Genomic DNA, 25837 nt, shown 5'->3' on the forward strand with positions numbered 1-25837 from the left:
GGGGGGGGGGCCCCCCCCCCCCCCCCCCCCCCCGCCCCGCTGCTGTGCCCGCCCCGGGGCGGGGGTCAGAACTCGCCGGTGTCGGCGAGGCCGGTCAGGACCTCGGTCAGGGTGGTGGTGAGTGCGGCCTTGGTGCGGTGGGCCTGTGGGGTGTCCGCGTAGATCGCGTTGACGTGCATGCCGGTCGCGTTGCGGTGGAACCAGAAGCAGATGCCGTTGCTGTGCGAGGCCCACACGTGCTTGCGGGCCTGCAGGGCGTGCTGGCGCTCGCCGCCGGGGCTGCGGCGGAAGTCCAGGTAGGAGAAGAAGTTCACCGCGTACGGCCAGGAGCGCAGGTCGGCGTATTCGGGGGCGAGCAGCTGCCAGGCCTTGACGAAGGGCACGTCCAGGTGGTCGCGCATGGCGCTCGCGGCGTCCCGGACCCCGGCCACCACCTGCGCGAAGCCGGCCCCGGCCGGGACCGGGAACTCGATGGGCATGGTGTTGACGAACCAGCCCATCGCCTCGGCGTAGCGGCCGCGGCCCCGGTCGCTGACCGGCATCAGGCCGCGGTACACCTCGGGGCCGCCCTCGCGGCGCAGCGCCTCGCCCACCGCGGCGAGCACCCCCATGAACACCTTGCCGTCGGCCTTGCGGCAGTGCGCCTCGAAGGCCTCGGCCCCCGCATCGGTGAGGAGCGTGTCGGTGTCGTTGACGGTGCCGTACATCTCCCCCGGCGCCACGCCCAGGTCGAGCGGGAAGGGCGGGAAGAACCCGCCGTTGCGCCGCATGAACGCCTTCCAGTGGTCCAGGCGGGCGTCGTCGGCGCCGAGCGAGGCGTACCGGAGGCGCTGCTCGTGGCCGAAGTCGAGGTAGCTGCCGACCTCGGGCAGGTCGGGGGCCGCGCCGCGGGCGGCGGCGGTGTAGGCGGTGGCGATGTCGTTGACCGCGATCGGGCTGGACAGCCCGTCGGAGACCAGGTGGTCGAAGCCGAGGAAGACGGTGGTGGACCCGGGCCGGACGACGGCGCCCATGACCAGCAGCGGCCACGACAGCGTGTCGATGCGGTGGAAGCAGCCGTCGACGTGGTCGCGCACCCCGTCGCGGGTGGTGACCGGGCCGATGTCGACCGGCTCCAGGACGGCGTCCCCGGCGGCCATCGGCCGACAGGTCAGGTCGCCGGAGAGGTGCCGGAACTCGCAGCGCAGCACCTCGTGGCGGCGCACGAAGTACAGCAGCGCGGCCTCCAGCGCCGTGCGGTCCAGTGGGCCGGGCAGTTCGAAGGTGCAGGCCACGTAGGAGCCCAGCGGATCGTCGTCGGCGCGGGCGTCCAGCGCCGCGCTGAAGTGCTTCTCCTGGTTGAAGGAGCCGTTCCTGTCCTCCCACGCGGACGTCCCGTGGGACCGCGGCGTGCGCAGCCTCCACTCGACGACGTGTCCGGGGGCGATGTCGAGCTCGGTGATCGGGGCCTGAAGCACCGGTGAAAGACCTTTCGGTTGTCGGCGGCCCTCCCGCGGCGCCTGCGGCCGGACGGGAGATCGGGTGATGCGGGCGCGGGACCCGTGCGCCGCTGGAACCGGCGGAGTGTTCCGGCTGTCCCGAAGGGGGGAAACTCCGCACCGTTTCCATTCGGTCGCTCAAAGCTACAAGTCCGTCCCGGGTGCGGTCAGGCGGATTGGCGAAATTGGTGACGCGTTGCGGCATTGCGCCTCTGTGGGCCCCGGGGGCGAGGTCCGGGCGCGCAGCACGATGGTCTCCGGATGCCTTCGGCAGGCCCCGACCGGAGGGGCGCCCGCCTACGACGGGTGGGCCTTGCGGGCGCGGTGGTTGGCCACGTTCACCCGGTTGCCGCACAGGCCCGGCATGCAGTAGCGGCGGCGCCCGGGCCTGGTCGTGTCGATGAAGGCTCCCCGGCACGTCGGTGCCCCGCACGGGCGGAACCGCTCCTCCCCCAGCGCGCGCACGGTGCCCAGGATGCCGATCCCGCAGACCAGCGACAGCGCCTCGGCGATGCCCGCGCCTTCGCGGAGGCGGACCGCCCAGTCCGTCCGGCCCGGGTGTGCGGGGTCGGCGACCAAGGTGGGCCCGCCGCCGGGGGCCGTCAGGCCCGTCGCTCCGGAGATGAGGCGGTCGCGGTCGGGGCGGTCGATCAGCGCGCGCACGGGGCCGCGCAGCGCCCGCACCGCGTCCAGGTCGGCGGCGCCCGCGCGTCGCGCCAGGGCCGACAGAGATGCTCCGGTCCCGGGGTGCGCCGCCCGCCCTCCGTGCCGGTCGGCGAAGTCGACGAGGGCCGCCGCGTCGGGTAGCCGGTCGGCGCCGCGCCACACCTCGCCGGTGGTGTTGACCAGCTCGGTGGCGACCCCGGCCGCCCACGCGTAGTCGTCCAGCGCCGCTTGCATCCCGTGCCGACCTCCGACTAGCTTCGGTTAAAGACCATTTTACCCCTTACATGGCCGGTCGGCGTCCGCCGGTCGGCCGAGGAGGCCCCGCCCATGCCCGTTCCGCACCCCGACGCCCTCGTGTTCGACGTGCTGGGCACGCTCGTCGACGAGCCCGCCGGGATCCGCACCGGCATCCGCGGCTCCGCCCCGGCCCTCGACGACGTCGCCACCGAACGGCTCCTCGCCCTCTGGCAGCGCCGCATCGAGCGCGAGCAGGCCCGCATCGCCGACGGCGAGCGCCCCTATCGGGACTCGGCGGCCCTGGACCGGGAGGCCGCCGAGCAGGTCGCCGCGGCCGCCGGGGCCGGCGCCACCGGCGGTGCGGACGCCGTCGAAGCGCTGGCCCGCTCCGCCCGGCGCCTGCCGCCGTGGCCCGACACCGCCGCGGGGCTCGCCCGCCTCGCCGAACGCTTCCCGCTGGTCGGCCTGTCCAACGCGAGCCGGGCGGCGCTGCTGGAGCTCAACGCCCACGCCGGGCTGCGCTGGCACCTGGCCGTGTCCGCCGAGGACGCCCGGGCGTACAAGCCGTCGCCGGAGGTGTACCGGCTGGCCGCGGAGGCCTCAGGGCACCCGCCCGAGCGGCTGCTCATGGTCGCCGCGCACGCGTGGGACCTGCGCGGAGCGCAGAAGAGCGGCATGCGCACCGCCTACGTCCGCCGCCCGGTCGGCGACCCGCCCGCCCCTTCCGACCGGTTCGACCTGTACGCCGAGGACCTGGCCGACCTCGCCGAGCAGCTGGGCGGCCCCTGAACCCGCCCCGCGGTGCCGGAATACGGTCGCGTTCCGCGGGGGCCTCTGGAAGACTCCCGGCCATGGCTCTCCGATTCGTTCAGGTGAACATCAACGCATCCGATCCTTCGCGTTTGGGGCGGTTCTGGGCGGACGCCCTCGGCTGGGAGGTCACCAATGACACCTCCTACGAGGTCAACCTCGAACCGGCCGGGTTCGCCTACCCCGAGCCGAGCGCGCTCGTGATCGACCTCGTTCCCGTGGACGACCCGAAGACCGTGAAGAACCGCGTGCACCTGGACCTGGCCTCGCACTCCCCGGAGCACTACGCCCGGACCGTGCGGCGGCTGGAGGGGCTGGGCGCGACGCGGATCGACATCGGGCAGGGCGAGCGGTCCTGGACCGTCCTCGCCGACCCCGAGGGCAACGAGTTCTGCGTGCTCGAACCGCGTGACTCCTACAAGGACACCGGCCCGATCGCGGCGGTGGCGATCGACTGCGCCGACCCTGCGGCCCAGGCGCGCTTCTGGAGCGAGGCCACCGACTGGGAGGTCCAGGACGTGGAGGAGGACGGCGCGAGGCTGCGCTCGTCCGCCGGGGTGGGACCCTACGTGGAGTTCATCCCGGTCCCGGACGCGAAGGCCGTCAAGAACCGCGTCCACTTCGACCTGCGCCCCTACCCGGGCGACGACCAGGCCGCCGAGGCCGACCGCCTGCGCGCGCTGGGCGCGAAGGACGTCAACGTCGGGCAGAAGGACGAGCCGTGGATCGTGCTCGCCGACCCCGAGGACAACGAGTTCTGCATCCTCACGGCCAAGTAGTCCCCCGCTCTCAGGGGCGGGCCGCCGGGCGGCAGCGCGGCGGCCCGCAGGCACCTGGGCGCGCGGGCGTCCGTCAGACGGCGGGCCCGGTCGCGTAGCGGCTCATCGCGTCGAGGTTGGCCTCAGGCGTCAGCGGGCGGCCGTCGGCCAGTGCTTCCTGCAGGTCCCGGAAGTACTGCACATAGAAGTCGGGCGTGAACGTGCTGAGCATGCGGGCGGGCCGGCCGGTCACGTTGGCGAAGGTGTGCGGGGCGCCCGGCGGCACCACCACCAGCGTGCCCGCCACGGCGTCGTGCTCCTCCTCCCCCACAGTGAACCGCACGGTCCCCGAGAGGATGTAGAAGCCCTCGTCGTGTCGGGCGTGGCGGTGCTGCGGCGGCCCTTGCGTGTGCGGCGGCACCACGGATTCGGCGATGGCCAGCCGGTGCCCGGTGGTGCCTCCGTCCTCAAGGACGCGCATGCGCGTGGCGCCCAGAACGATCGTCTCGCCTTCGCCGGGCCCCACCACGGAGACGCCGGGGGCGGCCTGGGGCACGCCGGTGTTGGATTCGTCGGTCATGCCCACGAGTGCACCGCCTCGGCCCGCCGGTGTCCAAGACCCGATCCGCAGCGCCGATACCCCGCGGATATCGTCGCACCATGGAGCTACGGGCCTTGCACTACTTCGTGACGGTGGCCGAGGAGCTCCACTTCGGCCGCGCCGCCACCCGCCTGCACATGAGCCAGCCCCCGCTGAGCCGTGCCATCAGGCGGCTGGAGGCCGACGTCGGGGCGCCCCTGTTCACCCGATCTCCCTCCGGCGTCGCGCTCACCCCTGTGGGAGCGGTGCTCCTCGACGAAGCGCGGGCATTGCTCGACCACGCCGACCGTGTCCGCGCGCGCGTGGGCGCGGCCGCCGGTGCCAGGGCCCTCACCGTCGGCATCCTGGGCGGTGTCGCCGACCCGGGGACGGCCCGCCTGGCCGCCGCCTTCCGCCGCCACCACCCCGGCGTCGACGTCCGCGTCCGCGATACCGACCTGACGGATCCGACGTGCGGGTTGCACGCCGGGCTAGTCGACGTCGCCCTGACCCGGGCCCCGTTCGACGAGACCGCCCTGGCGGTGCGCACTCTGCGGACCGACCCGGTGGGGGCGGTCCTGCGCACCGACGACCCGCTGGCGGGCCGCGACCGGCTGCGGCTGGCCGACCTGGCCGGCCGCCGCTGGTTCCGGTTCCCGCAGGGGACCGACCCCCTATGGCGGTCGTACTGGAACGGCGGCAGGGAGCGCGAGGGCCCCGTGGTGCACGCCGTCCAGGAGTGCCTGCAGGCCGTGCTGTGGAACGGCACGGTCGGCCTGGCTCCGCTGGGGCACGACCTCCCCAAGGGGCTGGCCGCCGTTCCGGTGTCCGACATGGCGCCGAGCCGGGCGGTGGCGGCGTGGAACGAGGGCGACGCCAATCCGCTGGTGCGGTCCTTCGTCGAGGCCGCGACGGCCGCCTACGGCCGCCGCGGCTCCTGAACGCCTCCATGGGGGCGGTGGACGCACCACCCGATCACCCTCCAGACGGTTGCACCACCACGCCGAGTGCCGACAGGAGGTCATACACGCGCCTGGGGCGCCGCCCCGGCGCCGTGAGCGGCAACGCCCGACCGGGCCCGCGCCCAGACGAGGAAGGCGAGCAGCGCGTACGCGGCCCCCGCCAGGCTGGAGGCCCACCACCCACAGGCGGTGTAGGCCCAGGCCGTGGTGACCGCTCCGAGGGCCGACCCCAGGGAGTAGAACATCATGTACGCGCCGATGACGCTGCTCGCGCGGTCCGGGTGCGCCGCGGTCAGCAGGTGCTGGTTGCCGACGTGCACGGCCTGGACGGCGAAGTCCAGCAGGACGATCCCCGCGATGAGGGGCAGCAGTGTGGGCCCGGTCTGGGCGATGAGCGCCCAGGAGGCGACCAGCGCCGCGAGGGACCATCCGCTGGTCTTCCGGGCGTGCCCGCCGTCGGCCCACCGCCCCGCACGGGAGGCGCCGAGGGCTCCGGCGAGGCCGGCCAGCCCGAAGAGTCCGATCGCGCTCGTGCCGAAGGACCAGGGCTCGGCCCCGAGCGGGAGGGCCAGGCCGCTCCAGAGGGTCCCGAAGGAGGCGAAGAGGAAGAAGGCGACGGCGCCCCGGCCGAGGAACAGCCGGTCGGTGGCCACGAGCCGCGCCATTGCGGCGATCACCTGCCCGTACCGCTCCCGGGACGCCCTGGGGTCCGGGGGCAGGCTCAGGCGCACGGCCACGGCGAGCACGAGGCAGAGGAGCGCGAGCACCAGGTAGACGGCGCGCCAGCCGGCCGCGTCGCCGAGGACGCCCGCCAGGACGCGCACCCCGAGGATGCCGGTCACCACCCCTGAGGTGACCGCGCCGATGCTGCGCCCGCGCTCGCCCGGTGCGGAGACGGCGGCGACGTAGGCCACCGCGACCTGCACGACGACCGCGAAGAGCCCGGCTGCCGCCAGCCCCGCCGCCGCGACCGGCCCGTCGGGGGCCAGGCCCGCGGTCACGGCGCCGGCGGCGACGAGCACGAGGTGCGCGGCGATGAGCCGCCGCCGGTTCACGACGTCGCCGAGGGGTACCAGCAGGACCAGCCCCGCGACGTAGCCGAACTGCCCCGCGGCGGCCAGCCACCCCAGCGCGCCGGGCGCCACGCCCAGTTCCGCGCCCGCGGCCTCCAGGACCGGCTGGATCGCGTACACCGTGGACACCGCCACGGCGCACACCGCGGCCAGGACGGTGCGCCGCGCACCCGTCACGCCCGACACCGCGCCACCCCCAATCGGTTTCATTTTGAAACCCCTGCAGGCTAGGGCAGAATGGTTTCAAAGTGCAACCGATAAGGAGGGGTCCGATGGCCGCCACCGGAGCCGACCGCGACTGGACCGACCCCGCATGCCCGGTCGCCCGGACCGTCGACCTGGTCGGCGACCGGTGGAGCCTGCTCATCGTGCGCGACGCCATGGAGGGGCCCACATCCTTCACCGACTTCCGGCGCCGCCTCGGGGTCGCCCGCAACATCCTCAGCGACCGGCTCCGCAGGCTGGTCGACCACGGGATTCTGCGCACCAGCCCGAGCGGCAGGCGGCACGTCTACGAGCTGACCGAGGCCGGAAAGGACCTGTTCACCGCCATCGTGGCGCTGAGGCAGTGGGGAGAGCGCCACGCCTTCGCCGACGGCGAGCCGCATTCGCGCCTGGTCGACACCGAGGGCCGGCCGGTCGCCGAGCTCCGCCCCCAGGGGCAGGGCGGCGCCCCGGTCACCGGCGAGACGACCCGGGTGGAGCGGGTGGAGTAGGCGCCGCCCTCTCGGGCGGGCCGTGTCGGATCACGGGCTGCATCGGATCAATCGAACAGGGAGAGGTCGATGGACCGCGCAAGCGCCGCATAGCCCGCGTCGTTGCCGTGGATGTGGTCGCCCGCGTGTAGGCCGCTGCGGATGCGGGCAGGGTCGTCGGGGTCGCGCCATGCGGCGTCGAAGTCGAGTACGCCGTCGAAGGCGCCGCTCGTGCGGATCCATGAATTGACCCGCCGACGTGCTCTTTCGCCCTCGGGCGAGTACATCTCCGAGCCGCCGTAGGGGGCGATGGTCGCCGCGTAGCTCTTCACGCCGTGCGCACGGGCCCGAGCCGCCGGCTGGAGGTGGGCGGCGATGATGTCGTCCGCGGTGACGGGCCCTCCAGAGAGCATGTCGAGGAACCCGGCCGTCTCCGCGGTGCGCGGGGCGAAGGAGAAGACGAGGTCGTTGCCTACCGCGATCACCGTGTGGCCGAGGCCCGGCGTGGCGAGGACGTCGCGGTCGAAGCGGGCGAGGGCGGCGGTACCGATGCCGTCGGCGAGCATGCGGTTGCCGCCGATGCCCTGGTTGACCACGCAGGTCGTCCGTCCGCCGCGAGCCGCCAGGCGCTCGGCGAGCAGGTCGGTCCAGCGCCGGTCCGCGCCGGGGGTGGAACCGGTGCCGTCGACACGGGAGTCCCCGAGCACCGCCAGTGCCCGGGTCGGCGCCCCGGGCTGCACTTCCACGGCTGTGATCAGGGCCTGCGCGGACAAAGGGGCGGCTTCCTCGGGCAGCGAGGCGGACGCGGCCGCGTCGCCGGGGATCAGCCAGCCGAGCGTGTGGAAGGTCCCGTGGCACGTAGGGGTGTCGACGCGGCCGGGCAGGTAGAGGCTGATGGCCAGCCGCGACAGCGCGGGAGCCGGCAGATCGACGGGATCGCTGAGGACCGGTGCGCCCGCAGGGACGGTGATCGCCGGCCGACCGCTGAAGGCCACCGCATGGACGCTTCCGTCCGGGACTCCGCCGTCGGTGTCGGCGATGGCGACGCGGGCGGCGCCGATGGTCAGCGGCGCGGTCCCGTACTCGTTGCTGATGCGGAGGCGGACGCGCCGTCCGCCTCCGCTGATACGGACGACGTGCCGCAGCGTCGCGTTCTCGAAGGGCTCGACGAAGCCGACGGAGTCGTCCGGCGCCTGTGGTGAGGCGCCCCAGGTGCGGACCCACGGAACCCACGGGGTCGTGTCGGGGGCGGAGTCTTCCGGGCCGGAGCGGGGGTCGACGGCGCTCTTCATGGTCATTGCCCTTCGGTCGAGGACGGAGAGGACGGAACAGCCGGACGGGGCCGCCCCCGCGATGACCACGCCGTGCATGGGGGGCTTCCTTCTGGAACCGGCACGGGGGCCGCCCGCCCCCGGGTACGGCGGGTCATCGCAGGTGAGTGAGGCCGTCGAGGATGACGGTGATGCCGGTGAGGAACTGCTCGCGGTCGTCGTGCTCCCTCATCTGGCCGACGATGGCGTGCATGAACGGGTACTCCTCGGGGTCGAGTTCCTGCCACGCCGCCGAGGTCGCGCCGAAGAACTCCTCACGGTCCGCATCAGTGCCGATCCCTGATGTGTCCCCCTCGATCCGGGCGTTCTGGCTGACCGCCCCGAGGATGTAGTGCACGATCGTGGAGGCCGCGTCGAACCAGCGGGCGCGCGGCACGCCCAGGGCGCCCGCCTGTCGGCCGATCCGCTCGAAGATCCCTACCGTCACCGGGCCCATCGGGTAGCGGATGACCTGGAGTGTCAGGCGCGTGGCGAGCCAGGGGTGCTCTGCGATCGCATCGAACAGGGCCAGGGCGACGGCGCGGATCTCGTCCGTCGGCGCCGCCCCCGCTCGGGCGGGCCTCGTCGCCAGGGCGGCGGTGACGACGTCCTCGGTCGCCGCGTCCAGCAGGTCGTCCCGCTTGCCCACGTGGTACGCGATCGCGCCGGCCCCGGTGGACAGGCGCTCGCTCAGCGCCCGGACGGTCAGCGCGCCCTCGCCGCCCGCATCGAGCAGCTCGACGGCGGCCTCGATGATCCGCCCTCGGGAGAGCACCTGGTTACGCCGCTGAGTCCGGCGTGCTCGCGTCGGCATGCGCCCATGGTGCCATGTTTGGTGCACTGTGCCAAGTTAGTGCAGTGCACCAAATGCCCCGCACTCCGCTCCGCCGCACCGGCCGGGGCTCCGGTTCGGCCGGGACATGCGGCGCGGGGCGGCAGGCCGCGGCGGCCGCACGGCCGGGCCAACCGGTCGATCCCGCCGTTCTCGGTACACGCGCGTTCGCGGATGCCCTCCCGCACGTCGCGGGACCGCCGATGGGCCCCGCCCTGCGGCGCCTGATCAGGGGCGGCGTCCCGTGAAGGAGGCCAGGCGGGTGTAGATGTCGGCGTCGTCCGGCACCGGCACGACCGGGCCGAATGGGCCCCGCTCGTCGCGGACCTGCGGCGGCGCGAACTTCGAGAACCCGTCGAGGGCCCACGCGGCCAGGTCGGGGTCAAGGTCGGCGAGGCGCCCCGTCGCGTGGGCGAGGTCCCAGGAGTGGACGGTCAACTCGCAGGTGTAGGCCTCCACGGCGGTCCGGCCGGGCAGGGTGGCCCACGTCAGTTCGATCATGCGGTCGAGCTTCTCGTCGTCGGCCCACACCTCCTCGACCTCGCTGCGGCCGCGGGCGAAAGCGTCCGCCCAGCCGTCGTCGGCGATGCCGTCGATGACGTCGGGCACGTCGCCCGCGTCGCCGCCCCGCCCTGCGCGGGCGAACTTGTGCAGCACCGCCACCACGTGCCCCAGCAGCGCTCGGACGTCGTAGTCGGCGCAGGGGGTGCGGCCGGTCAGCTCATCGGGCCCCACTGCCGCGACCTGCCGCTGGGCCTGGTCGAGCGCCCTGGCGAAGGTCGGGCGGGGGTCGTCGGCCGTGCTCTGCTCTGTGGTCATGGCCGGACCCTACGAGGCCCCACCGACAGGCGGTACCGGCCATACGTCGGTTGCCGGGCCGTGTGCTCCTCAGGCCAGCGGCCGCCAGTCGAGCGCGTCCTTCCAGCGCTCGTGGCCCTCGGCGTAGCCCTGGAAGGCGTGCACCATCTCGTCGGGGTCCGAGACCAGCACGCGGAAGTGCCGGTCGGCGCTCCCCTCCCGGTACTCCAGCCCGAAGACGCCGTCCGGAAGCCTGCCGGCCCGTTCGCCGACGCCGACCTGCATGAACCAGCCGGGCCGGGTCTCCAGGCAGGCGAACCAGTTCCGGTGGTCGACCTGGCCGAGCAGCGCGGGGAGCTCGTCGGGGCGGGGGTCGGCGACGATGCCGCCGTCGCGGAAGTCGAGGCGGGAGCCGTCGGGGGCGACGATCTCCTCCGGGTTGTGGATCCGCATCGCCTGCGGGTCGAAGCAGACCAGACCGTGCGTCTCGGCGAGCTCGACGATGAACGGGGCGGCCTTCGGCGCATCGGAGAAGCCCATCGTCGTGATCACGAAGAGCCCGGGGACGTGTTCGGGGGTCATGCTCCAGGGAGAGGCCTCCGCGTCGGCCTCCGCCAGTCCTTCCAACGGGGGGTACTCGCTCAGGAGGTCGTCGCGGAACGCGTCGACCCGCTCGTCCGTCTCGATCCCGAGGTCCTCCCGGCCGACGTCCGCCGCCCTCTCGTCGCCGCACAGCCACCGGTAGGTGCGGAGGGCGTGCGGGGACGTGAGGGGCCGGGTCTCACGCCACACGCCAAGGTCGAAGCTCATCGTCTGCGCTCCCGGGTCGGCTTCGTGATCGAGCGCACATCAGACGTGCCGACGGGTGGGGCCGTTCCCCTCCCCCGCCCCCCGTTGTTGGTCTCGGGAGAAACGACGCCAAAACCACGCCTGTAGCGTCGTTTCTCCCGAGCTCATCGAGGGGCCGGGCCAGGAGGGTGCGCCGGCGTATCGGCGCGGGCGCCTAGATCTCGGCGGAGATCACCACACGCCGGTTCTTCTGCTTGCCCTCGTCGTCGTCATTGGAGGCGACCGGCTTGCTCTCGCCGTAGCCCGTCACGGTGAACCGGTCCGCGTCCAGCCCCGCCTCGTCGACGAGCCAGTCCACCACCGACTGGGCGCGCCGCTCGGACAGGTCCTGGTTGTGGTCCTCCCCGCCGTCGGCGTCGGTGTGCCCGTCGACCTTGATCGGGGCATCCGCGGGAAGCTCCTGGCCGATCTGGTCGGCGACCTCGGCGAGCGTCTCCTCCGCGTCCTGGCGGACCTCGTCGGAGTCGGTCTCGAAGAGCACGTCGGCGTCGACGTTGAAGGCGATGTCCCCTTCGCCCTCAAGGATGTCGACCTCGCCGACCCGGCGGGCGTCCAGCCGGTCCGCGTCGATCTTGACGGAGTCGACCCTCACGGAATCCACCCTGACCGACGGCACCCGGACCGACGGGATCTGCGTTCCGTCCTCCAAGCGCGCGCTCGACCGCATGATCGACGACCGGAGGACCGAGGACCGCAGGATCGACGAGCGCAGGATGGACGGGCGCAGCACCGAGCCGATCAGCCCGCCCTCCCCGGCCTCCTCCTCGGTGATCTGGCACACCTCGTCGGCCTTGGCGCCCTCGGTCTCGACGCCCTCGGAGGTGACCGCCTCGGCCACCTCCTCCTCCAGCTCGACGTCGCCGTACTCGAACGCCGGGATCGTCGTCTCGGGGATGGTGACCTCGGGCAGCGCCGTCGGCGGGATCACGGCCTCGCCCAGGCACCCGGCCGGGGCCTCCTCGACGGTCGCGCACTGGGCGGGCACGCGCTGGTCGGGGATCTCCACCCCGGGGATCTCCTGCTCCTCCTGCACGACCTCCCCCGCCTCGTTCTCGATCTCGGGGATCACCACGGGTTCACTGGTCGTCCCGGGGATCTCGACGGCCTCGATGAAGACGCTGTCGCCCGTGCACGCGTCCGGGTCGGCGTCCTCGGCCTCAAGGGGGTTGGCGGCCTGCTCCGACGAATCGCCGTCGGCCCCGTCCCCGCCCGAGCCGCCGCCGGACGAACCTCCGGTTCCGGAGTCGCCGCCGGCGGAGCATCCGGCGGCGAGGAGCGCGACGGCGAGCGGCAGCGCGAGCAGTGGAAAGCGGCGTTTCACAGATGTCCTCCGTCAGTTGGTCATGGGGGCGACGGGTAGGACGTGGGAATCGGGGCGCCGGTTCTAGGGACGACGGCCACAACCGGCCCCCACGAAGGCCTGATCAGGGTCCACTCTCCCGAGACCGACATCGGCGCCGCGTTGGCCTCAGTCCAGGTCGTCGAGGATCTGTTCCAGGTCGCGCAGGGCGGCCTCCGCACGGTCGGGCTTCGCCTGGAAGTAGGGGTCGTCGGGGACCGGCAGGGACGAGGCCAGCGCCCACCCGCGACCGCGCGCCCACGTGGCGTCGTCGACGCCCAGGGCCTCCCGGAACACGCCCCGCGCCTCGGCGGGGAGGAACTTCCACGCCGGGAGGAGGTCGACGGCGGGGTCGCCCACGCCCACCGTGCCGAAGTCGATGACCGCGCTCAGGTTCCCGTCGACGGACAACAGGTTTCCGGTGGCGAGGTCGCCGTGGAACCAGACCGGGGGCCCGTCCCAGGGCGGCGCGGCAAGAGCGTCCTCCCAGGCGGCGGTGGCCCTGTCGGTGTCGACCAGGCCCTTGAGGCCTTCGATCTTGGGCCGCACGCGGGCCTCGACCGCGATGGAGTCGCGGTCGTCGCCCATGGGGACGCCCCGGAAGGCGTTGCTCGCGCGCGGGCCCGGACCGCCGGTGGCGTCGACCTTCTGCAGGGCGGTGATGAAGGCGGCCAGGTCGAGCGCCGCGCGCTCGGGGTCGGCGAGCGCGGCGCCCTCAGCGGTCGCCCCGTCCAACCAGCGGTAGACCGACCAGGGGAACGGGTACCCCGCGCCGGGCTCGCCCTTGGCGAGGGGGCAGGAGACGGCCATGGGGAGCTGCGGCGCCAGGAAGGGCAGCCACCGGTGCTCGCGCTCGACCTGCTCGGCCCAGCGCCCGAAGCGGGGCATGCGCACCGACATGTCGTCGCCGAGGCGGAAGGTCGCGTTGTCCATTCCGGAGACGGGGACGGGTGTGACGGGCAGGTCCGCCCACTGCGGGAACTGCTCGGCGATGAGGCGGTGGGCCAGATCGGCGTCGATGGGGACTTCCACGTCGTCGTCGGTGTCGTCGGTGGACATGCGCGCATTGGCTCCTTGGAGGAGGGGGCGGTGGGCGGCTGAGAGTTCGGGCCGCGTTCTTTCTAAGGCGCGCGGGAAAGGGCGCGCAATGGATTTTCGCTGCGGCGGCGGGTGTCACGGGATCGGGTGCGCGTAGCGCTCCCAGGCGCCGTTGCGCAGGTAGCGGAGGAGGGACCAGCCGAAGCGGGCCCCGGCGAGCGCCGTAGTGCACAGCAGGCGGCCGGTGGTCGCGTCGACCTCCCAGACGTCGAGAACCCCTCCCCCGGTGCGCAGCCGGTAGACGAGGACCGCCGAGCCGTCGAGGGCGTCGATCCGGCCGCGCGGCGGCAGGGCGCCGGGGTGGTCGACGGGTATCGGTTCTGGCTCTCGGTCGGGCGTCCGCGTGGGCTGGTCCGGGTGCGCGGTGGGGCGCGAGCTGGTGACGGCGGCCGCGAGGAGCCGCGTCGCGTCGGCGTGCCCGAGCCCGCCGAGGCGGAGGGTGTCGGCGGCGACGCCGTAGGAGACCCGGGAGACCTGGAGGGCGTCACCGCACGCGAGGCTGAAGGGGCGCTCGGGGTGGGCGTGGTCGCACTCGACGGTCCACCCGTCGGAGGTGACGGTGGTCCGGAAGCCGGAGACGTCGACCCGGACTTTTCGGTGGTCGGGAGGTAGGCCGGGACGGTGGAGCGTCATATGACCCTCACCCACCACATAATGCAGATGTAGGGACGAATCCGGTGTTTTCTGGGGCGCTTCATGGCCATCGACCTCCCGGTTGGGTGATGGCCCCAAAGAAACAGATACACCGGCTGACCTGCCATGATGGATACATCTCTGGGTCTTTTTGGGGAATGGGTAGCAGTCCGGAGCCGCCTGGTTCACCCTGTATCCATGGGTGAGCGGGTGCATGAGCAGTGGGTGCGGTGGGGGCGTGAACTGGGGCGGTTGCGGACCCTGGCTGGGAAAAGTCAGGGGGACGTGGGGTCTGATGTCCAGCGGAGCCGTCAGCAGGTCGGCAAATTGGAGAAGGCGACTCGGACACCATCCCGGGACGATGCGCAGAAACTCGACACGGCCCTTGCTACAGGCGGTGTGCTTGAACGGCTCTGGCTTGAGGCGGCACGCGCTGGCGGCTTCCCGGACGAATGGCGTGACTTCATAGGGTTGGAACGGAAAGCAGTCGAAATCCACGAGTATCAGATGGTGCTCGTTCCCGGACTGTTGCAGACGTTCGACTACGCCCGGATGCTCCTGAGGCGCGCAAGGGTTCGGCGCACTAATGAGCAATTGGACATGCTGGCCAGGAATCGTACGGAGCGTTTAGGTGCGCTCGACAACGGCCCTGAGCTCTGGTTCGTACTCGATGAGATCGCACTCACCAGGACGTTGGGGACTCCAGCGGTCATGCGAGACCAGCTCGACCATCTGATTCGATTGATCGACGCCGAAGCGGTGAAGATATCGTTGATGCCGACCGATGCCCCGCATCATCCGGGGCTGAACGGTGCCTTCCGGACGATGATGCTCTCCAATGGGGAACATGTAGCGCACACCGACCACCTCTTCGGGGAGACGCCGGTCAGCAGTCCGGAGCGCGTGGCCGCCTGTATGAGTCTGTTCAGCAACCTCTTGGCCGAGGCACAGAGCCCCGGAAGGTCAGCGGAACACATCAGGAACATACGGAAGGGGTTTGAGTGATCGGCAACGATGGACGGCATTGGCGTAAGAGCAGCTACAGCGACGGCGGGGGAGGCAACTGCCTGGAAGTGTCACTAGCCGCCTGGAACAAGTCCAGCCATAGCACAGGTGCCAACACCTCGTGCGTGGAGGTCGCCCTCCCCTGGCAGAAGAGTAGCTACAGCGGGGCCAACACCAACGCGTGCGTCGAAGTGGCCAGAGGGGCGAGAACCCTCGTCCGGGACACCCAGAACCGCCCCCTCGGGCACCTCGCCTTCCCCTCCTCCGAGTGGCAGGCGTTCCTCAGGGCCACCTCCGTTAGAGCCCTGTAGCGCGTAGCGGCCCCGCACCCCCAGCGCGCGGGGCCGCCCGTCGCCTACTCCCTCAGGCCTCAGTCCCCGAAGGGCCACGCCTCCTTCTTCCAGGCGGCGTCCCAGAACTTCCACTCGTACGTCGTCGCCTTCACGAACGCCTCGCGCATGCGCTCCACGGTCGGCTCGTCCGACCGCTCCGCAATGGCGTCCGTGATCTCGCGTGCCTTGCGCGTCGACTCGGCGAACGCCTCGTCCGCGTACGTCGAGATCCAGTCGCCGTACGGGTGCCCCGCGAGGTCACCGGCCTTCTCCATCAGCCGCGACCCGACGTCCATGTACACCCAGAAGCACGGCAGCACCCCCGCCGCCAGCTCCCCGTATCCCCCGGTCTGCGCCAGCGACATCAGGTACGACACGTACGCCGTCCCGGTCGGCGAGGGCTTCGCCCCCTCGACGCTGCCCACGTTCCCCTCGTGCAGCGCGCTCTCCACCACGATGCACTCGTGCGCCGACTTGGCGTAGAACGCGATCTCCTCCGACCGGTCGGCCCGCGCGGCGGTCGTGGCCAGCGCGCGCGCATAGCCGTGCAGGTACAGCGCGTCCTGGACCATGTAGTAATCGAACCGGTCCCGCTCCAGGGAGCCGTCGGCCAGCCCCTTTACGAACGGCAGTTCATCGATGGCCGCGCGGGTCTCGGCGGTCGCGTCCCAGACCTCATTACAGAATCCGCCCACAGCAGGCGTCCCTTCGCTAGTTCGAGCTAGTGCAGGTTCGACGGGTGTGATCTCAGCACCGGCGGCGGTCCCGCAGCGCGGAACCCCGCCGACGCACCCCGCGCCGTGCCCCAGACCCTACAATTCGGCCTTTTCCGCGTCCGCCCGGGGGCGAGCCGGGGGCGGGGCGGGCGTACCGGGCGCAACGGGTGCGATCCGGCCGGGAACCTCCTCCACGGCACCCGCGTCGGACCCTCGTCACCGCTCGCTGTGGGCGGTCCCATTCCCCGTTTCCGCGACCTCACCGAGTTCGGAGGACTCCTTGTCCGTCCTCATCACACTCCGCCTGATCCCGATCGTGATCCTCGCTTCGATCTCGTGCGCCTTCGGCCTGTACTCCATCGCCACCGGGGAGGTCGAGCGCGGGCTGCAGTCGCTCGGCGCCGGCGGCTTCCTCTTCCTGCTCGGCGCCGCCTACTTCTTCGTCACCCGGGCCAGGGCCAGGCAGATCAACGACCGCCTGAACCGCAGGCAGGCGGCCAAGGCCGCCCAGCAGCAGCAACAGCACCACCAGCAGTACTACCCGCAGCAGCATGCCCAGCAGTGGCCGGGGCAGGCGCACGGCCACCCGCAGCAGCAGTGGCACGGCCAGCCCCAGCACGGCGGGTGGCACGGTACCCCGCAGGGATACCCGCAGCAGCACCCTCAGCAGCCCTATCACCCGCCCTACCCGCCGCAGCACTGAGCGCGGGGCGCCCTTCAGCCCTTCGGCGCCCCCACCCGCACCCTGCGGCTGCCGCCCTCCGACAGGAACGACGCCGTCTCCTCCCCCTCAGCCCCGACAGCCTCCCGCTCGGCGCGGTCCAGCGCCCGCAGCGGCGTGACGACGACGGTCTCCTCCTCGACGTTCCAGGTCGCCGACACCCGCCCGTCCGCCAGGACGACGCGCTCCCCGGCCACCGACACCCACCGGTGGTCGTCGTCGATGATGCGGCCGCGGTCCTGGTAGCCAAGGACCGCGTTGTCGAAGGCCGGGAGGAACCGCACCGGCGCCGGGGTGGCGGGGTCGGGGCGCGAGGCGTCCGGCAGGTCGAGCAGTTCCCGGCCGCGCTCGTCGCGGAAGGACACCAGCTCGCCGCGGACCGCCTTCACCGCGCCCGGCAGCCCCGCCAGGCCGCACCACGCGCGCAGGTCGGCCGAGGACGCGGGTCCGTACGCCGCCAGGTAGCGCCGCACCAGCTCGCGCCCGACCGGGTCGGAGCCGTCGGCCCCCTCCGGCGCGGCCAGGTCGACCTCCCGGCCCGCCCAGGCCGCCAGCGGGACGTTGCGCACTCCGCCCTTCTCGCGCCACAGTCCGCGCGGCGGGAGCTGCACCACCGGGACGAGTCCCATCAGCATCTCCCCCAGCGCGCGGGTGCCCGCCTGACCGACCGCGTCCGGGCGGCGCTCGGCGACCGCCCGGACCAGGTCGGCCGACGAGCGGCCCTGCCCGTCGGCCAGCACCTCCCGGCCCGCCGATGCCAGCGCCTCCAGGTCGACCCCGTCCAGTTCGTCCCGGTAGGCGGTCGCACCGCGCTGGAGGAGCATGGACTGGTGGCGGGGGCGCCAGGCGACCGCGTCGTCGGTGGTGACGAGGTGGACGGTGCGGCGCATCAGGTGGGTCCGCGCGACCTTGCGGTCGTTCAGCAGCCCCGACAGCTCCCCGGGGGCGAAGCCGCGCAGCCGTGACCAGAGCCCGATGAACGGCTCCTGCGGCTCCTGGGCCTGCAGGCCGCACAGGTGGGCGACGGCGTCGAGCGCCGTCGTGTCGGCCCGTTCCAGGAGCATCTGCCGGGCGAGCGTCGCGCGGTTGAGCTCCCGGGCGGTCAGAACGGTCATCGGGGCGTGCTCCCTCTCGGTCGTCGGCGGACGCCGGTGCCCCGCTTCGGCGCGGTGCGGCCGCGGCGGGCGAGCGGCGGTGTCCCTCCTGCTCTGACCCCACCTTCACACGCCTTCAGGTCAGATTCTGTCCTCAAGGCCAGGGGTGATCCACCTGACCGACGGGAGCAGACCGATTAGCCTGCCGGGCGGGGGCAGGTGCGCGAGGCGCGCTCCGAGCGAGACCCGCCGGTTCGCGCCCTGCCTCCCCGATACAGGTCGACCGCCTCTCTCACCCCCCGTCAGGAGAGGAGCACACCCGAATGGGCGAGAACGACGAGCCCCGGCCCAGGCGGCGCCGATGGCGGCTGTGGAGGAGGAAGGAGACCGCCGAGGAGGCGGGCGCCGAGCCACAGCCTCAGGAGAGACCACCGTCCCGGTACCCGCCGCCCGACGGGGGTCCTCCCGTCGGTTCCCCTCCGGACGGGGGCCCACCGCAGCAGGGGCTCCCCGGGCACGCCCTGTCCGTTCTGTGGTTCCACTGCGAAGCGCACGGCGAGGAACTGGCCGTCGACTACTTCGACCCCCGCGACCCTCCGCGTTGCAGCCACGGCGACCCCATGGCCAGGAAACCTGAGTGAACACACTTCTCGAAGTCGGCCTCGGCAGCGCCGAGAGGATCCTCGGCTCCCGCTTCCTCCTGGCGTTCCTGCTGCCCGTGGTGCTCGCCGCAGGCGCCTCCGGGGCGCTCGCGATGGCCGCGGCCGACGCCTCCCCCGGCGACGCCCTGCGCGCATGGCAGGGCTTCAGCGCTTCGAGCCAGCTGATGGCCGCCCTATGGGCGGTGCTCTCGCTGGTAGGGGCGGCCTACCTGCTGGCCCTGTTCCATCTGCCCTTCCTCCGCCTGCTGGAGGGCTATTGGCCGGAGACCGCCCTGCTGGACGGTCTGCGCGAGCGCCGGACCGAACGGCACCGCCGCGCCGCCGAGGAGCGGTGGCGGCAGGTCGCCGAGCTGCACGCGAAGCAGGAGCACACCCGGGCGTCGGCCCTGGCGGGCGAACTGGCCGCGCGCTACCCGCCCCGGCCCCACCTGGCGGACGGGTGCCTGCCCACGGCCCTGGGCAACCGCCTGCGGGCGATGGAGTTCTATCCGCTCGACCGGTACGGGATCGACTCCGTGGTCATCTGGCCCCGGCTGGTGCCCCTGCTGCCGCCTGAGGCCACGGCCCGCGTCACTTCGGCGCGCACGTCCTTGGACGTCGCGGTGACCCTCCTCGGGCTCTCCGCCGTCTTCGGTACGGCCTGGCCGCTGGTCCTGCTGGTGCTGGAGGGCCCCGGTCTCCTCGCGGCCCTCTCCCTGCTCGCCTGGCTCCTGGCCTGGGGCGCCTACCGGGCGGCGCTCCAGGCGGCGACGGCCTACGGCCAGGAGGTGGCCGTGGTGTTCGACCTCCACCGCACCGCGCTCCCCCGCCACCTCGGATTCGCGGTGCCGGTGAACCCCGCCGAGGAACGGCGGATGTGGGACGACCTGGCCCAGTTCTACCTGCGCAACCTCCCGCTGCCGGACCGCTCGGCCCACGGCGGGGCGGCCGCAGGAGGCCTTGGCGCGCAGTAAGGGCGCGTGCGGATGGCGGGCGGAGCGCTGTGGGCCCGGACCCGCGAACCCGCTGCCGATCTCGGGGAACCCGTTCTTGGGATGTCCGTTTCAACCCCGGCTCGCCGGAGATCGACAAGGGCGCGTCCGCCTGTCCGCGCGGGTTCTGAGGGGCCTGCCCCGCCCCTGGTCGGCGCGGCAGGGGACGGTGTCCGCTGGAGGGAGGGACGCGCCCCGGCCCCGCGTGCTCCGCCGCGTGCTCAGCGGACCCGGTCGTAGACCAGGGCCATCACCCCCGGGTCGCCGGCCTCCTGCTCGACGAGCGTCCACTTCGTGGCCGGGAGCCCGTCCTCGAACAGCCGCTGCCCGCCGCCGGCGACCTCCGGGACGATGAGCAGGTACAGCCGGTCGACCAGGTCGGCCTCCAGCAGCGGCTTGATGATGCTGGAGCTGTTGTTGGCGAGGATGTCGCCTCCCTCCTCGGCCTTCAGGTCGGCGACGACCTCCGGGGCCGGGGCGTTCACCACGCGCGTGCGCTCCCAGGGCGCCTCGGCCAGCGTCCTGGAGAAGACCACCTTCTCCGCGTCGACCAGCCACGTGGCGTATCCGCGGTCGTGCGGGTCGGCGGTGTCGTCCTCGGCGAGCGGCGGCCAGTAGGCCATGAACCCCTCGGCGTTGAGGCGGCCGATCAGCGCCGTGCTCGCCTCCGGCCAGATGCGGGACATCTGCCTGCGGGCGACCTCGGACCCGACGTAGGGCGCGAACGCGGCGAAGTCGCCGGGCCCACCGGGTCCGTTGTAGCGGCCGTCGATGCTCAGTACCAGGTTGGCGGTCACTCTGCGGCCGTTCGCGGCGGTCATGTCGTTCTCCTCGTGTGGGTCGTGTGCGTGGGGCCCGGCTCGGCGGCGAGGGCCGCCGCGAGCCGGTCGAGGGTCTGGCCGAAGCCGATCTCGATTCCCGCGACGAAGTCGGCGGAGCCCGTCGTGCTGTCGGTGATGCGGTAGTGGACGCCCAGGTCGGTTCCGGCGGCGGTCGGGGCCAGGGTGATCTCGACGCGGGCGGTGAACGCCGGTGAGCCGTCGGGCAGCAGCGGCGAGGACCGGTAGGCGAGGCGCTCGCCGGGGCGGACCTCCTCCACCGTCCCCTCCGCGTACCCGGCGACCGGGTCGGAGCCGTCCGTGTCCTCGGCATCGCGGTAGGCGTGCACGATGCGCCCGCCCGGCCGCGCCTCGAAGACGAGCTCGCTGATGCGCAGGTCCTCCGGCGTCCACCAGCGGGCGAGCAGGTCGGCCTCGGTCAGGTGCCGCCAGACCTGTTCGGGTGGGGCGGGGAGTGCGCGCCGGAACGTGAACGTGCGGCCGTCGGCCCACCCCGGCCCTTCGGCGGCGGCGCGCTCGGTGCGCAGGCGGTCGTCGTAGGCGTCGAAGGCCGCGTAGGCGCCTCCGGCCCGTTCGGCGGTGTCGGCCAGCCGGTCGAGCGCGGCCGCCAGCTCCCGCAGCGGGGCCGAGTCGAGCGCGTAGATGCGGCGCGTGCCGCTGCGCTGCGAGGTGACGACGCCCGCCCGTTCCAGGGCCTGCAGGTGCTTGGTCGTCTGCGGCTGGCGCGCCCCGGCGAGCCGCGCGAGCACCCCGACCGGGCGGGGGCGCTCGGCCAGCAGGGCCACGAGCCGCCACCGGGCCGGATCGGCCAGTGCGGAGAGGAGTGCGTCCATGCACCGAAGTATTCCCCATAGAGAATATTCGTGTCAAGGAATACATTGGGGCGCATGGCGGTTCCCGTCTCCGTTCGGGCGCTCAGGGCGGCGAGGCCACGGAACCGCACGCCCCGTGGCCCCCGCCGCGGCCGTCACTCCTCGGGCGCCTGGGCCGGACGGAGCCGGTGCGCGGCGTCGAAGGCGGTGAACTGGGCGAGGTAGGTGGTGAGCACGGCGGTGACGGTGGTGGTGCCGAGCAGCATGTACATGACGATGATCTGGTAGCGGACCGCGGTGAGCGGGGCGACACCCGCCAGGATCAGACCGGTCATGGCCCCGGGCAGGCTGATCAGTCCCACGACCTTGGCCGCGTCGATCGCCGGGATGAGCGCTGTGCGGGCGGCCGCACGCGTATGGGGCGCGAACGCCTGCCGGGCGCTCAGCCCCAGGCACAGGCGCGCCTCGATCGCGGGACGGGCCTCGTCGATGGCGGCCCGCACCTGGCGCAGCGACAGTGTGGCGGCCTGCATCGCCCCGGACACGACCATGCCGCCCAGCGGGACGATCGCTCGGGGGACGGGAGCGATGACACCGATGGCCAACAGCAGAGTGAGCGTGGCGGTGCTGCCCGCGGCGACAAGGCGCGCGCGGTGCAGGCCCCGCCCGCGGTACCCGGCCACCTGCCCGGCCAGCACGACCATCGCGCCGACCCAGGCCAGGGACCCGGGCACCCCGGCCACGGCGAACACCACGCCCAGCACCGCGCCGACGGCGGCCAGCTGCAGCGCGGCGCGGGCCGCCGCCCAGACCAGTTCCCGGGTCAGTGCGAGGCGCCGGGCGTGGGCCAGGGCCACGGCCAGCGCGACGAACACGGTGCACAGCGCCACCGCGCCCCATGACGGTGCCGCGGTCATGGTTCCTCCGGCAGGTAGTCCAGGGTCTGGGGCGGCCCGTGTTCGGCCAGGCGGCCTCGGTCGAGCACGAGGACGGAGTCGGCGGCGCGGACCCAGCGGCGGTCATGGCTGACGGCGACCACGCTGGTTCCGGCGGCCGTGAGGGTGCGGGCCAGGTCGAGCATGACCTGGGCGGCGGCCCCGTCCAGCGCGCTGGTGGGTTCGTCCAACAGCAGCACCTCGGGCTGCAGCGCCAGGGCGCGCGCCAGGCACAGGCGCTGGGACTGGCCCCCGGACAGGCCGGCGGTGGTGCGGGAGAGGAGTTCTTCCGGGAGGCCGACGCGGTCGAGAAGGCCGGCGTCGTCCCGGCCGAGGCCGGGGCGCCCGACGCGCAGTTCGGCGGCGACGCTGTCGGTGAGCAGGACCGGGTGCTGGGCGACCAGCACCACGCGGCGGCGCAGGGTGAGCACATCGAACTCGTGCAGGGGGCGGCCCTGGAAGGCCAGCCGCCCGCGGGCGGGCTCCGCCAGGCGGTTGAGCAGGCGCAGCAGTGTGGACTTCCCGGCGCCGCTGGGGCCGGTGACGACGGTCAGCCGGCCCTGGCCGACGTCGGCGTCGATTCCGTCGAGAAGAGGGGTCCCCTGCCGGTCGAATCCGACATCGGTCATGGAGAACGGCACGCTCGCACACTCCCTGTCCCGTGCGCCCCACATACGGATCGTCATGAAATCACGGGCACCCCTGGCACGGGGGCGGTGGGCGTGCTGAGCGGCCGCTCGGCCGAGGGGACGGAGGCGTCCGAGGCCGTCGCCGAGCCGTTCGGCGCGATTGAGTAGCCGTACTCATCCCCGCGGCCCGCGGGCGGGGCATCCTGGCGGCATGACGACACCCCCTGTGAACTCCAAGGTCACCCCCGCCTTCTACCTCCAGTCGGTCATCGCCTTCGGCGTCTCCAGCACCGGGATGTGCGCCGGTGTGGCACTGCTGCCCGTCGACATCTGGATCCGGGCCTTCCTGGGGATGGCGCTTCTCTTCGTGATCACCTCGACGTTCACCCTCGCCAAGGTCATCCGCGACCGGCAGGAGGAGGCCGCCATCGCGGCCTGGACCGAGCAGGTCCAGGCCTACTCCTCCGGCAACCAGCACGCCTTCGCCAAGAACTGAGGCCACGGATGCGGCGCCGTCCGGAAGGACCGTCCGGACGGGGTCAGCCGCCGGGCGCGCCGAACCAGCGGGTGAGGTGCGCGTCCAGGTCCTCCTGGTCGTCGCCGACCCAGGCCGCGTACCCGTCCGGCCGCACCAGGACGCACGGCGCATCCAGCGCCGCGGCGGGCGCCGCGACGCGGTCGACCCGGTCCTTCCAGCCGTCGGCGGCCAGGCGGCCGGTGCGGTCCAGCAGCAGGCCGCGGCCGAGGTGCATCAGGCCGTAGAGGCGGCCGTGCCCCAGGTCGAGGTCGGGCATGCGGCGGCCGACCAGGTCGGGGCCCACACCGAAGTCGTAGCGGATGCCGGTCGCGGTGATCTTCTCCAGCAGGCGGCGGTTCACCGCGTCGAAGCCCATGAGCTCGGTGACCAGCCTGCGCACGGCCTCCGGTCCCGGCCCGGCGGCCAGCAGCACCCCCTGTGCCCGCGTGTTGTCCAGGACGTCCGCGGCGGCCGGGCGCCGTTCGGCCTCGTAGCTGTCCAGCAGGGCCTCCGGCGCCTGGCCGCGGACCTGTGCGGCCAGCTTCCACCCCAGGTTGAACGCGTCCTGGACGCCCAGGTTGAGGCCCTGGCCGCCGGTGGGCGGGTGGATGTGCGCGGCGTCCCCCGCCAAGAGCACCCGCCCGGCCCGGTAGCGCTCGGCCAGCCGGGTGGCGTCCCCGAAGCGGGACGACCAGCGCAGGGTGTGCACGCCGAAGTCGGTTCCGGCCACCTCGCGCAGCCGTCGGGCGAACTCCTCGAGGCCGGGCGGTTCCGCGCGGCCGCTGATCCCGGCGGCGGGGACGATGACGCGGTAGGTCCCTCCCCCGATGGGCCTGAAGCTGAAGGCCCCGCCGGTCTCGTCGACCTCGGCGGCCCTGGCCGCGATCTCCTCCTGCGGCGCGTCCGCCTCCATCTCGCCCATCAGCGTCTCGGTCCGCGAGGGCTCGCCGGGGAAGCCGACGCCGAGCTGTTTTCGCACCGTGCTGCGCGCGCCGTCGCAGCCGACGAGGAAGCGCGCGCGCAGGCGTTCGCCGTCGGCCGTCTCGACGCCGACCCCCTCCTCGTCCTGCCCGAAGATGGCCACCGCGCGGCCGCGCCGCACCTGCGCCCCCAGGGCGGTGGCGTACTCTTCGAGCAGGTGCACCAGGACCGGCTGCGGGATGCCGAGCTGGTAGGCGTGCGCGGAGCCCAGGTCCTCGGGTGCGGGGCGGGCGATGGCCGCGAAGGAGCCGCCGACCGGGCGCCGCCTGCCGTGGGCGAGGATGCGGTCCAGCAGGCCGCGCATCGCCATCAGCTCGATGCTGCGGATGTGCAGGGAGACGATGCGGGCCGCTGAAACGGGCTCGGTCCCCTTCTCCAGGACGATGACCCGGATGCCGTGCAGCCGCAGTTCGGCGGCCAGGACCGCGCCGGTCGGGCCGCATCCGGCGATGATCACGTCGTGGGCGGGGCGGGGAGGTCGCATGGGTGGCCGCCTTTCGGGAGCGCCTTGTCGTCGAGGCGCTCCCGGCGGCCTACCTCAACCGCCCGACCGCGACCGGAAGGGGAGCACCCGTGCTGCGTTCATGGGTCTCACCTCCCGGGGTGGAGTCGCGGTCGTCAGGGGCAAGCTACAGGCCCGGTCCTCCCCGGTTCCACCCCTTTTCCGGCCAAGGGGTCACATGTCCCGGTAGCGCTTGGAGCGGGCCAGGGCCTCCCGCACCTTCTCCGCCGAAGCCGGGGCGCCGGGGCCCGCGTCGAACTCCTTGTTCGGGCCGGGGGTGTCGTACCCCTCCCCGATGTACAGGGCCGTGTAGCCGGCCGTGTCCCGCTGGAAGCGCCACCCCTCGGCCAGCGGACCGGCGTCCACGGTGTCGTAGCCGAGCGAGTCCAGCAGCCGGGCCGCCTCCTCCTTGGCCCCGGCGTCGTCCCCGGCGATGGGGAGCGCGGTCCGCTCCGGGGCCCCTGCCCCCAGGTCCGGCCGTGCCAGGTTGCGCAGGTGCTCGAAGTAGATGTTGTTGAAGCCCTTGACCACCTTCGACTCCGGCAGGTGGGCCTGCAGCATCTCGCTGGTGGTCGTGGTCTCGGCGTCCAGGTCCGGGATCCGCCCGTCGCGCTCGGGGTAGTAGTTGTTCGTGTCGATGACGGTCTTGCCGCGCAGCTCGGCCACGGGGACCGAGGTGTAGGCCTCCAGGGGGATGGTGACGACCACGATGTCCCCGGCGGCGGCCGCCTCGGCCGGTGTCGCCGCCGTGGCCGACGGGCCCAGGTCGGCGACCAGGTCCTTCAGGGTGTCGGGGCCGCGCCGGTTGCTCAGCACGACCGTGTGCCCGGCGTCGACCGCCAGGCGGGCGACGGTGCCGCCGATGTTGCCGCTTCCGATCAGTCCGATGGTGCTCACAGCACGGTCTCCTTCGGTCCGGGTGTCCGGTGCCGACCCGCCCGCGGATCCGGGGCGGTGTCGGCCTCACCACCCACCCTCGCGCCCGGCCGGGCCGCGCGGGCGC

At 73.2% G+C, this 25837-nt stretch carries 29 protein-coding genes; 10 read left to right on the top strand and 19 right to left on the bottom strand.

Annotated features, from left to right (window positions below; translation table 11 throughout):
* Window positions 1-65 precede the first annotated feature (65 nt).
* Together O4U47_RS23820 and O4U47_RS23825 are read right to left on the bottom strand one after the other, a co-directional pair.
* Complete coding sequence (locus O4U47_RS23820) at window positions 66-1457, bottom strand: condensation domain-containing protein (protein ID WP_270680187.1); 1392 nt, start codon at window positions 1455-1457, stop codon at window positions 66-68.
* Window positions 1458-1775: 318 nt separating this feature from the next.
* The gene (locus tag O4U47_RS23825) at window positions 1776-2378 is read right to left on the bottom strand and encodes a CGNR zinc finger domain-containing protein (RefSeq protein ID WP_270680188.1); all 603 of its coding nucleotides are present in this window, start codon (window positions 2376-2378) and stop codon (window positions 1776-1778) included.
* Between the two features lie 93 nt (window positions 2379-2471).
* Here O4U47_RS23825 and O4U47_RS23830 point away from each other — a divergent pair, with 93 nt between their 5' ends.
* Window positions 2472-3170: a haloacid dehalogenase type II gene (locus O4U47_RS23830; RefSeq protein ID WP_270680189.1), complete on the top strand. Its 699-nt coding sequence runs from the start codon at window positions 2472-2474 to the stop codon at window positions 3168-3170.
* Between the two features lie 62 nt (window positions 3171-3232).
* A complete protein-coding gene (locus O4U47_RS23835; RefSeq protein ID WP_270680190.1) occupies window positions 3233-3970 on the top strand; it encodes a VOC family protein in 738 nt (245 codons plus the stop codon).
* 73 nt (window positions 3971-4043) lie between these two features.
* On the opposite strand, the gene O4U47_RS23840 is transcribed toward O4U47_RS23835, so the two are convergent.
* On the bottom strand, window positions 4044-4529 hold the full coding sequence (locus O4U47_RS23840; RefSeq protein ID WP_270680191.1) for a cupin domain-containing protein: 486 nt from the start codon (window positions 4527-4529) through the stop codon (window positions 4044-4046).
* An 80-nt stretch (window positions 4530-4609) separates the two neighbouring features.
* Here O4U47_RS23840 and O4U47_RS23845 point away from each other — a divergent pair, with 80 nt between their 5' ends.
* On the top strand, window positions 4610-5470 hold the full coding sequence (locus tag O4U47_RS23845; RefSeq protein ID WP_270680192.1) for a LysR family transcriptional regulator: 861 nt from the start codon (window positions 4610-4612) through the stop codon (window positions 5468-5470).
* Window positions 5471-5550: 80 nt separating this feature from the next.
* On the opposite strand, the gene O4U47_RS23850 is transcribed toward O4U47_RS23845, so the two are convergent.
* On the bottom strand, window positions 5551-6741 hold the full coding sequence (locus O4U47_RS23850; protein ID WP_270680193.1) for an MFS transporter: 1191 nt from the start codon (window positions 6739-6741) through the stop codon (window positions 5551-5553).
* 95 nt (window positions 6742-6836) lie between these two features.
* Here O4U47_RS23850 and O4U47_RS23855 point away from each other — a divergent pair, with 95 nt between their 5' ends.
* Window positions 6837-7280 carry a winged helix-turn-helix transcriptional regulator gene (locus O4U47_RS23855; RefSeq protein WP_270680194.1) on the top strand — a complete coding sequence of 148 codons (444 nt, stop codon included), beginning with the start codon at window positions 6837-6839 and terminating at the stop codon, window positions 7278-7280.
* Between the two features lie 47 nt (window positions 7281-7327).
* On the opposite strand, the gene O4U47_RS23860 is transcribed toward O4U47_RS23855, so the two are convergent.
* The 7 genes from O4U47_RS23860 to O4U47_RS23890 all read right to left on the bottom strand — a co-directional run bounded on the left by O4U47_RS23860 (window position 7328) and on the right by O4U47_RS23890 (window position 14118).
* Window positions 7328-8557 (bottom strand): GDSL-type esterase/lipase family protein, encoded by a 1230-nt coding sequence (locus O4U47_RS23860; protein WP_270680195.1) that lies wholly within the window; start codon window positions 8555-8557, stop codon window positions 7328-7330.
* Between the two features lie 127 nt (window positions 8558-8684).
* Window positions 8685-9383 carry a TetR/AcrR family transcriptional regulator gene (locus tag O4U47_RS23865; protein ID WP_270680196.1) on the bottom strand — a complete coding sequence of 233 codons (699 nt, stop codon included), beginning with the start codon at window positions 9381-9383 and terminating at the stop codon, window positions 8685-8687.
* Window positions 9384-9629: 246 nt separating this feature from the next.
* A complete protein-coding gene (locus O4U47_RS23870) occupies window positions 9630-10220 on the bottom strand; it encodes a TIGR03086 family metal-binding protein (RefSeq protein ID WP_270680197.1) in 591 nt (196 codons plus the stop codon).
* A 69-nt stretch (window positions 10221-10289) separates the two neighbouring features.
* On the bottom strand, window positions 10290-11009 hold the full coding sequence (locus O4U47_RS23875; protein WP_270680198.1) for a hypothetical protein: 720 nt from the start codon (window positions 11007-11009) through the stop codon (window positions 10290-10292).
* Between the two features lie 193 nt (window positions 11010-11202).
* Window positions 11203-12369 carry an OmpA family protein gene (locus O4U47_RS23880; RefSeq protein WP_270680199.1) on the bottom strand — a complete coding sequence of 389 codons (1167 nt, stop codon included), beginning with the start codon at window positions 12367-12369 and terminating at the stop codon, window positions 11203-11205.
* Between the two features lie 147 nt (window positions 12370-12516).
* On the bottom strand, window positions 12517-13446 hold the full coding sequence (locus tag O4U47_RS23885; protein ID WP_270680200.1) for an aminoglycoside phosphotransferase family protein: 930 nt from the start codon (window positions 13444-13446) through the stop codon (window positions 12517-12519).
* A gap of 114 nt (window positions 13447-13560) precedes the next feature.
* Window positions 13561-14118, bottom strand: a complete 558-nt coding sequence (locus O4U47_RS23890) for a hypothetical protein (RefSeq protein WP_270680201.1) — start codon at window positions 14116-14118, stop codon at window positions 13561-13563.
* Between the two features lie 198 nt (window positions 14119-14316).
* Here O4U47_RS23890 and O4U47_RS23895 point away from each other — a divergent pair, with 198 nt between their 5' ends.
* Both O4U47_RS23895 and O4U47_RS23900 read left to right on the top strand, forming a co-directional pair.
* Window positions 14317-15123 carry a helix-turn-helix domain-containing protein gene (locus tag O4U47_RS23895; protein WP_270680202.1) on the top strand — a complete coding sequence of 269 codons (807 nt, stop codon included), beginning with the start codon at window positions 14317-14319 and terminating at the stop codon, window positions 15121-15123.
* Window positions 15120-15434, top strand: coding sequence for a DUF397 domain-containing protein (locus O4U47_RS23900; RefSeq protein ID WP_333563669.1), 315 nt, complete (start codon window positions 15120-15122; stop codon window positions 15432-15434). The genes O4U47_RS23895 and O4U47_RS23900 overlap by 4 nt, the downstream gene beginning before the upstream one ends.
* Before the next feature lie 59 nt (window positions 15435-15493).
* Here the strand turns inward: O4U47_RS23900 and tenA are convergent, their stop codons facing one another.
* Window positions 15494-16150 carry a thiaminase II gene (gene tenA / locus O4U47_RS23905; RefSeq protein WP_270680203.1) on the bottom strand — a complete coding sequence of 219 codons (657 nt, stop codon included), beginning with the start codon at window positions 16148-16150 and terminating at the stop codon, window positions 15494-15496.
* 301 nt (window positions 16151-16451) lie between these two features.
* Here tenA and O4U47_RS23910 point away from each other — a divergent pair, with 301 nt between their 5' ends.
* Complete coding sequence (locus O4U47_RS23910; RefSeq protein ID WP_270680204.1) at window positions 16452-16874, top strand: hypothetical protein; 423 nt, start codon at window positions 16452-16454, stop codon at window positions 16872-16874.
* A 14-nt stretch (window positions 16875-16888) separates the two neighbouring features.
* On the opposite strand, the gene O4U47_RS23915 is transcribed toward O4U47_RS23910, so the two are convergent.
* Complete coding sequence (locus O4U47_RS23915) at window positions 16889-18007, bottom strand: winged helix DNA-binding domain-containing protein (RefSeq protein ID WP_270680205.1); 1119 nt, start codon at window positions 18005-18007, stop codon at window positions 16889-16891.
* 302 nt (window positions 18008-18309) lie between these two features.
* Between O4U47_RS23915 and O4U47_RS23920 the strand changes: the two genes are divergently transcribed.
* Both O4U47_RS23920 and O4U47_RS23925 read left to right on the top strand, forming a co-directional pair.
* Window positions 18310-18627 (top strand): hypothetical protein, encoded by a 318-nt coding sequence (locus O4U47_RS23920; RefSeq protein WP_270680206.1) that lies wholly within the window; start codon window positions 18310-18312, stop codon window positions 18625-18627.
* Window positions 18624-19601 (top strand): hypothetical protein, encoded by a 978-nt coding sequence (locus tag O4U47_RS23925; RefSeq protein ID WP_270680207.1) that lies wholly within the window; start codon window positions 18624-18626, stop codon window positions 19599-19601. Before O4U47_RS23920 ends, O4U47_RS23925 begins: the two co-directional genes overlap by 4 nt.
* Window positions 19602-19840: 239 nt before the next feature.
* Here the strand turns inward: O4U47_RS23925 and O4U47_RS23930 are convergent, their stop codons facing one another.
* From O4U47_RS23930 to O4U47_RS23945, 4 genes are all read right to left on the bottom strand, one after another.
* The gene (locus O4U47_RS23930; protein ID WP_270680208.1) at window positions 19841-20440 is read right to left on the bottom strand and encodes a dihydrofolate reductase family protein; all 600 of its coding nucleotides are present in this window, start codon (window positions 20438-20440) and stop codon (window positions 19841-19843) included.
* Window positions 20437-21291 carry a metalloregulator ArsR/SmtB family transcription factor gene (locus O4U47_RS23935; RefSeq protein ID WP_270680209.1) on the bottom strand — a complete coding sequence of 285 codons (855 nt, stop codon included), beginning with the start codon at window positions 21289-21291 and terminating at the stop codon, window positions 20437-20439. The genes O4U47_RS23930 and O4U47_RS23935 overlap by 4 nt, the downstream gene beginning before the upstream one ends.
* A 134-nt stretch (window positions 21292-21425) precedes the next feature.
* Window positions 21426-22187, bottom strand: coding sequence for an ABC transporter permease (locus tag O4U47_RS23940; RefSeq protein WP_270680210.1), 762 nt, complete (start codon window positions 22185-22187; stop codon window positions 21426-21428).
* Window positions 22184-22834 carry an ABC transporter ATP-binding protein gene (locus O4U47_RS23945; RefSeq protein ID WP_270680211.1) on the bottom strand — a complete coding sequence of 217 codons (651 nt, stop codon included), beginning with the start codon at window positions 22832-22834 and terminating at the stop codon, window positions 22184-22186. Before O4U47_RS23945 ends, O4U47_RS23940 begins: the two co-directional genes overlap by 4 nt.
* 211 nt (window positions 22835-23045) lie before the next feature.
* On the opposite strand from O4U47_RS23945, the gene O4U47_RS23950 reads away from it, so the two are divergent.
* Window positions 23046-23330: a YiaA/YiaB family inner membrane protein gene (locus tag O4U47_RS23950; RefSeq protein ID WP_270680212.1), complete on the top strand. Its 285-nt coding sequence runs from the start codon at window positions 23046-23048 to the stop codon at window positions 23328-23330.
* 43 nt (window positions 23331-23373) lie between these two features.
* Here O4U47_RS23950 and O4U47_RS23955 read toward each other — a convergent pair whose 3' ends face one another.
* Together O4U47_RS23955 and O4U47_RS23960 are read right to left on the bottom strand one after the other, a co-directional pair.
* The gene (locus O4U47_RS23955) at window positions 23374-24816 is read right to left on the bottom strand and encodes an FAD-dependent monooxygenase (RefSeq protein ID WP_270680213.1); all 1443 of its coding nucleotides are present in this window, start codon (window positions 24814-24816) and stop codon (window positions 23374-23376) included.
* Window positions 24817-25008: 192 nt separating this feature from the next.
* Window positions 25009-25731, bottom strand: a complete 723-nt coding sequence (locus O4U47_RS23960) for an NADPH-dependent F420 reductase (RefSeq protein ID WP_270680214.1) — start codon at window positions 25729-25731, stop codon at window positions 25009-25011.
* Window positions 25732-25837: the final 106 nt, after the last annotated feature.

It is taken from the genome of Nocardiopsis suaedae (assembly GCF_027706745.1).
GTDB lineage: Bacteria > Actinomycetota > Actinomycetes > Streptosporangiales > Streptosporangiaceae > Nocardiopsis_A > Nocardiopsis_A suaedae.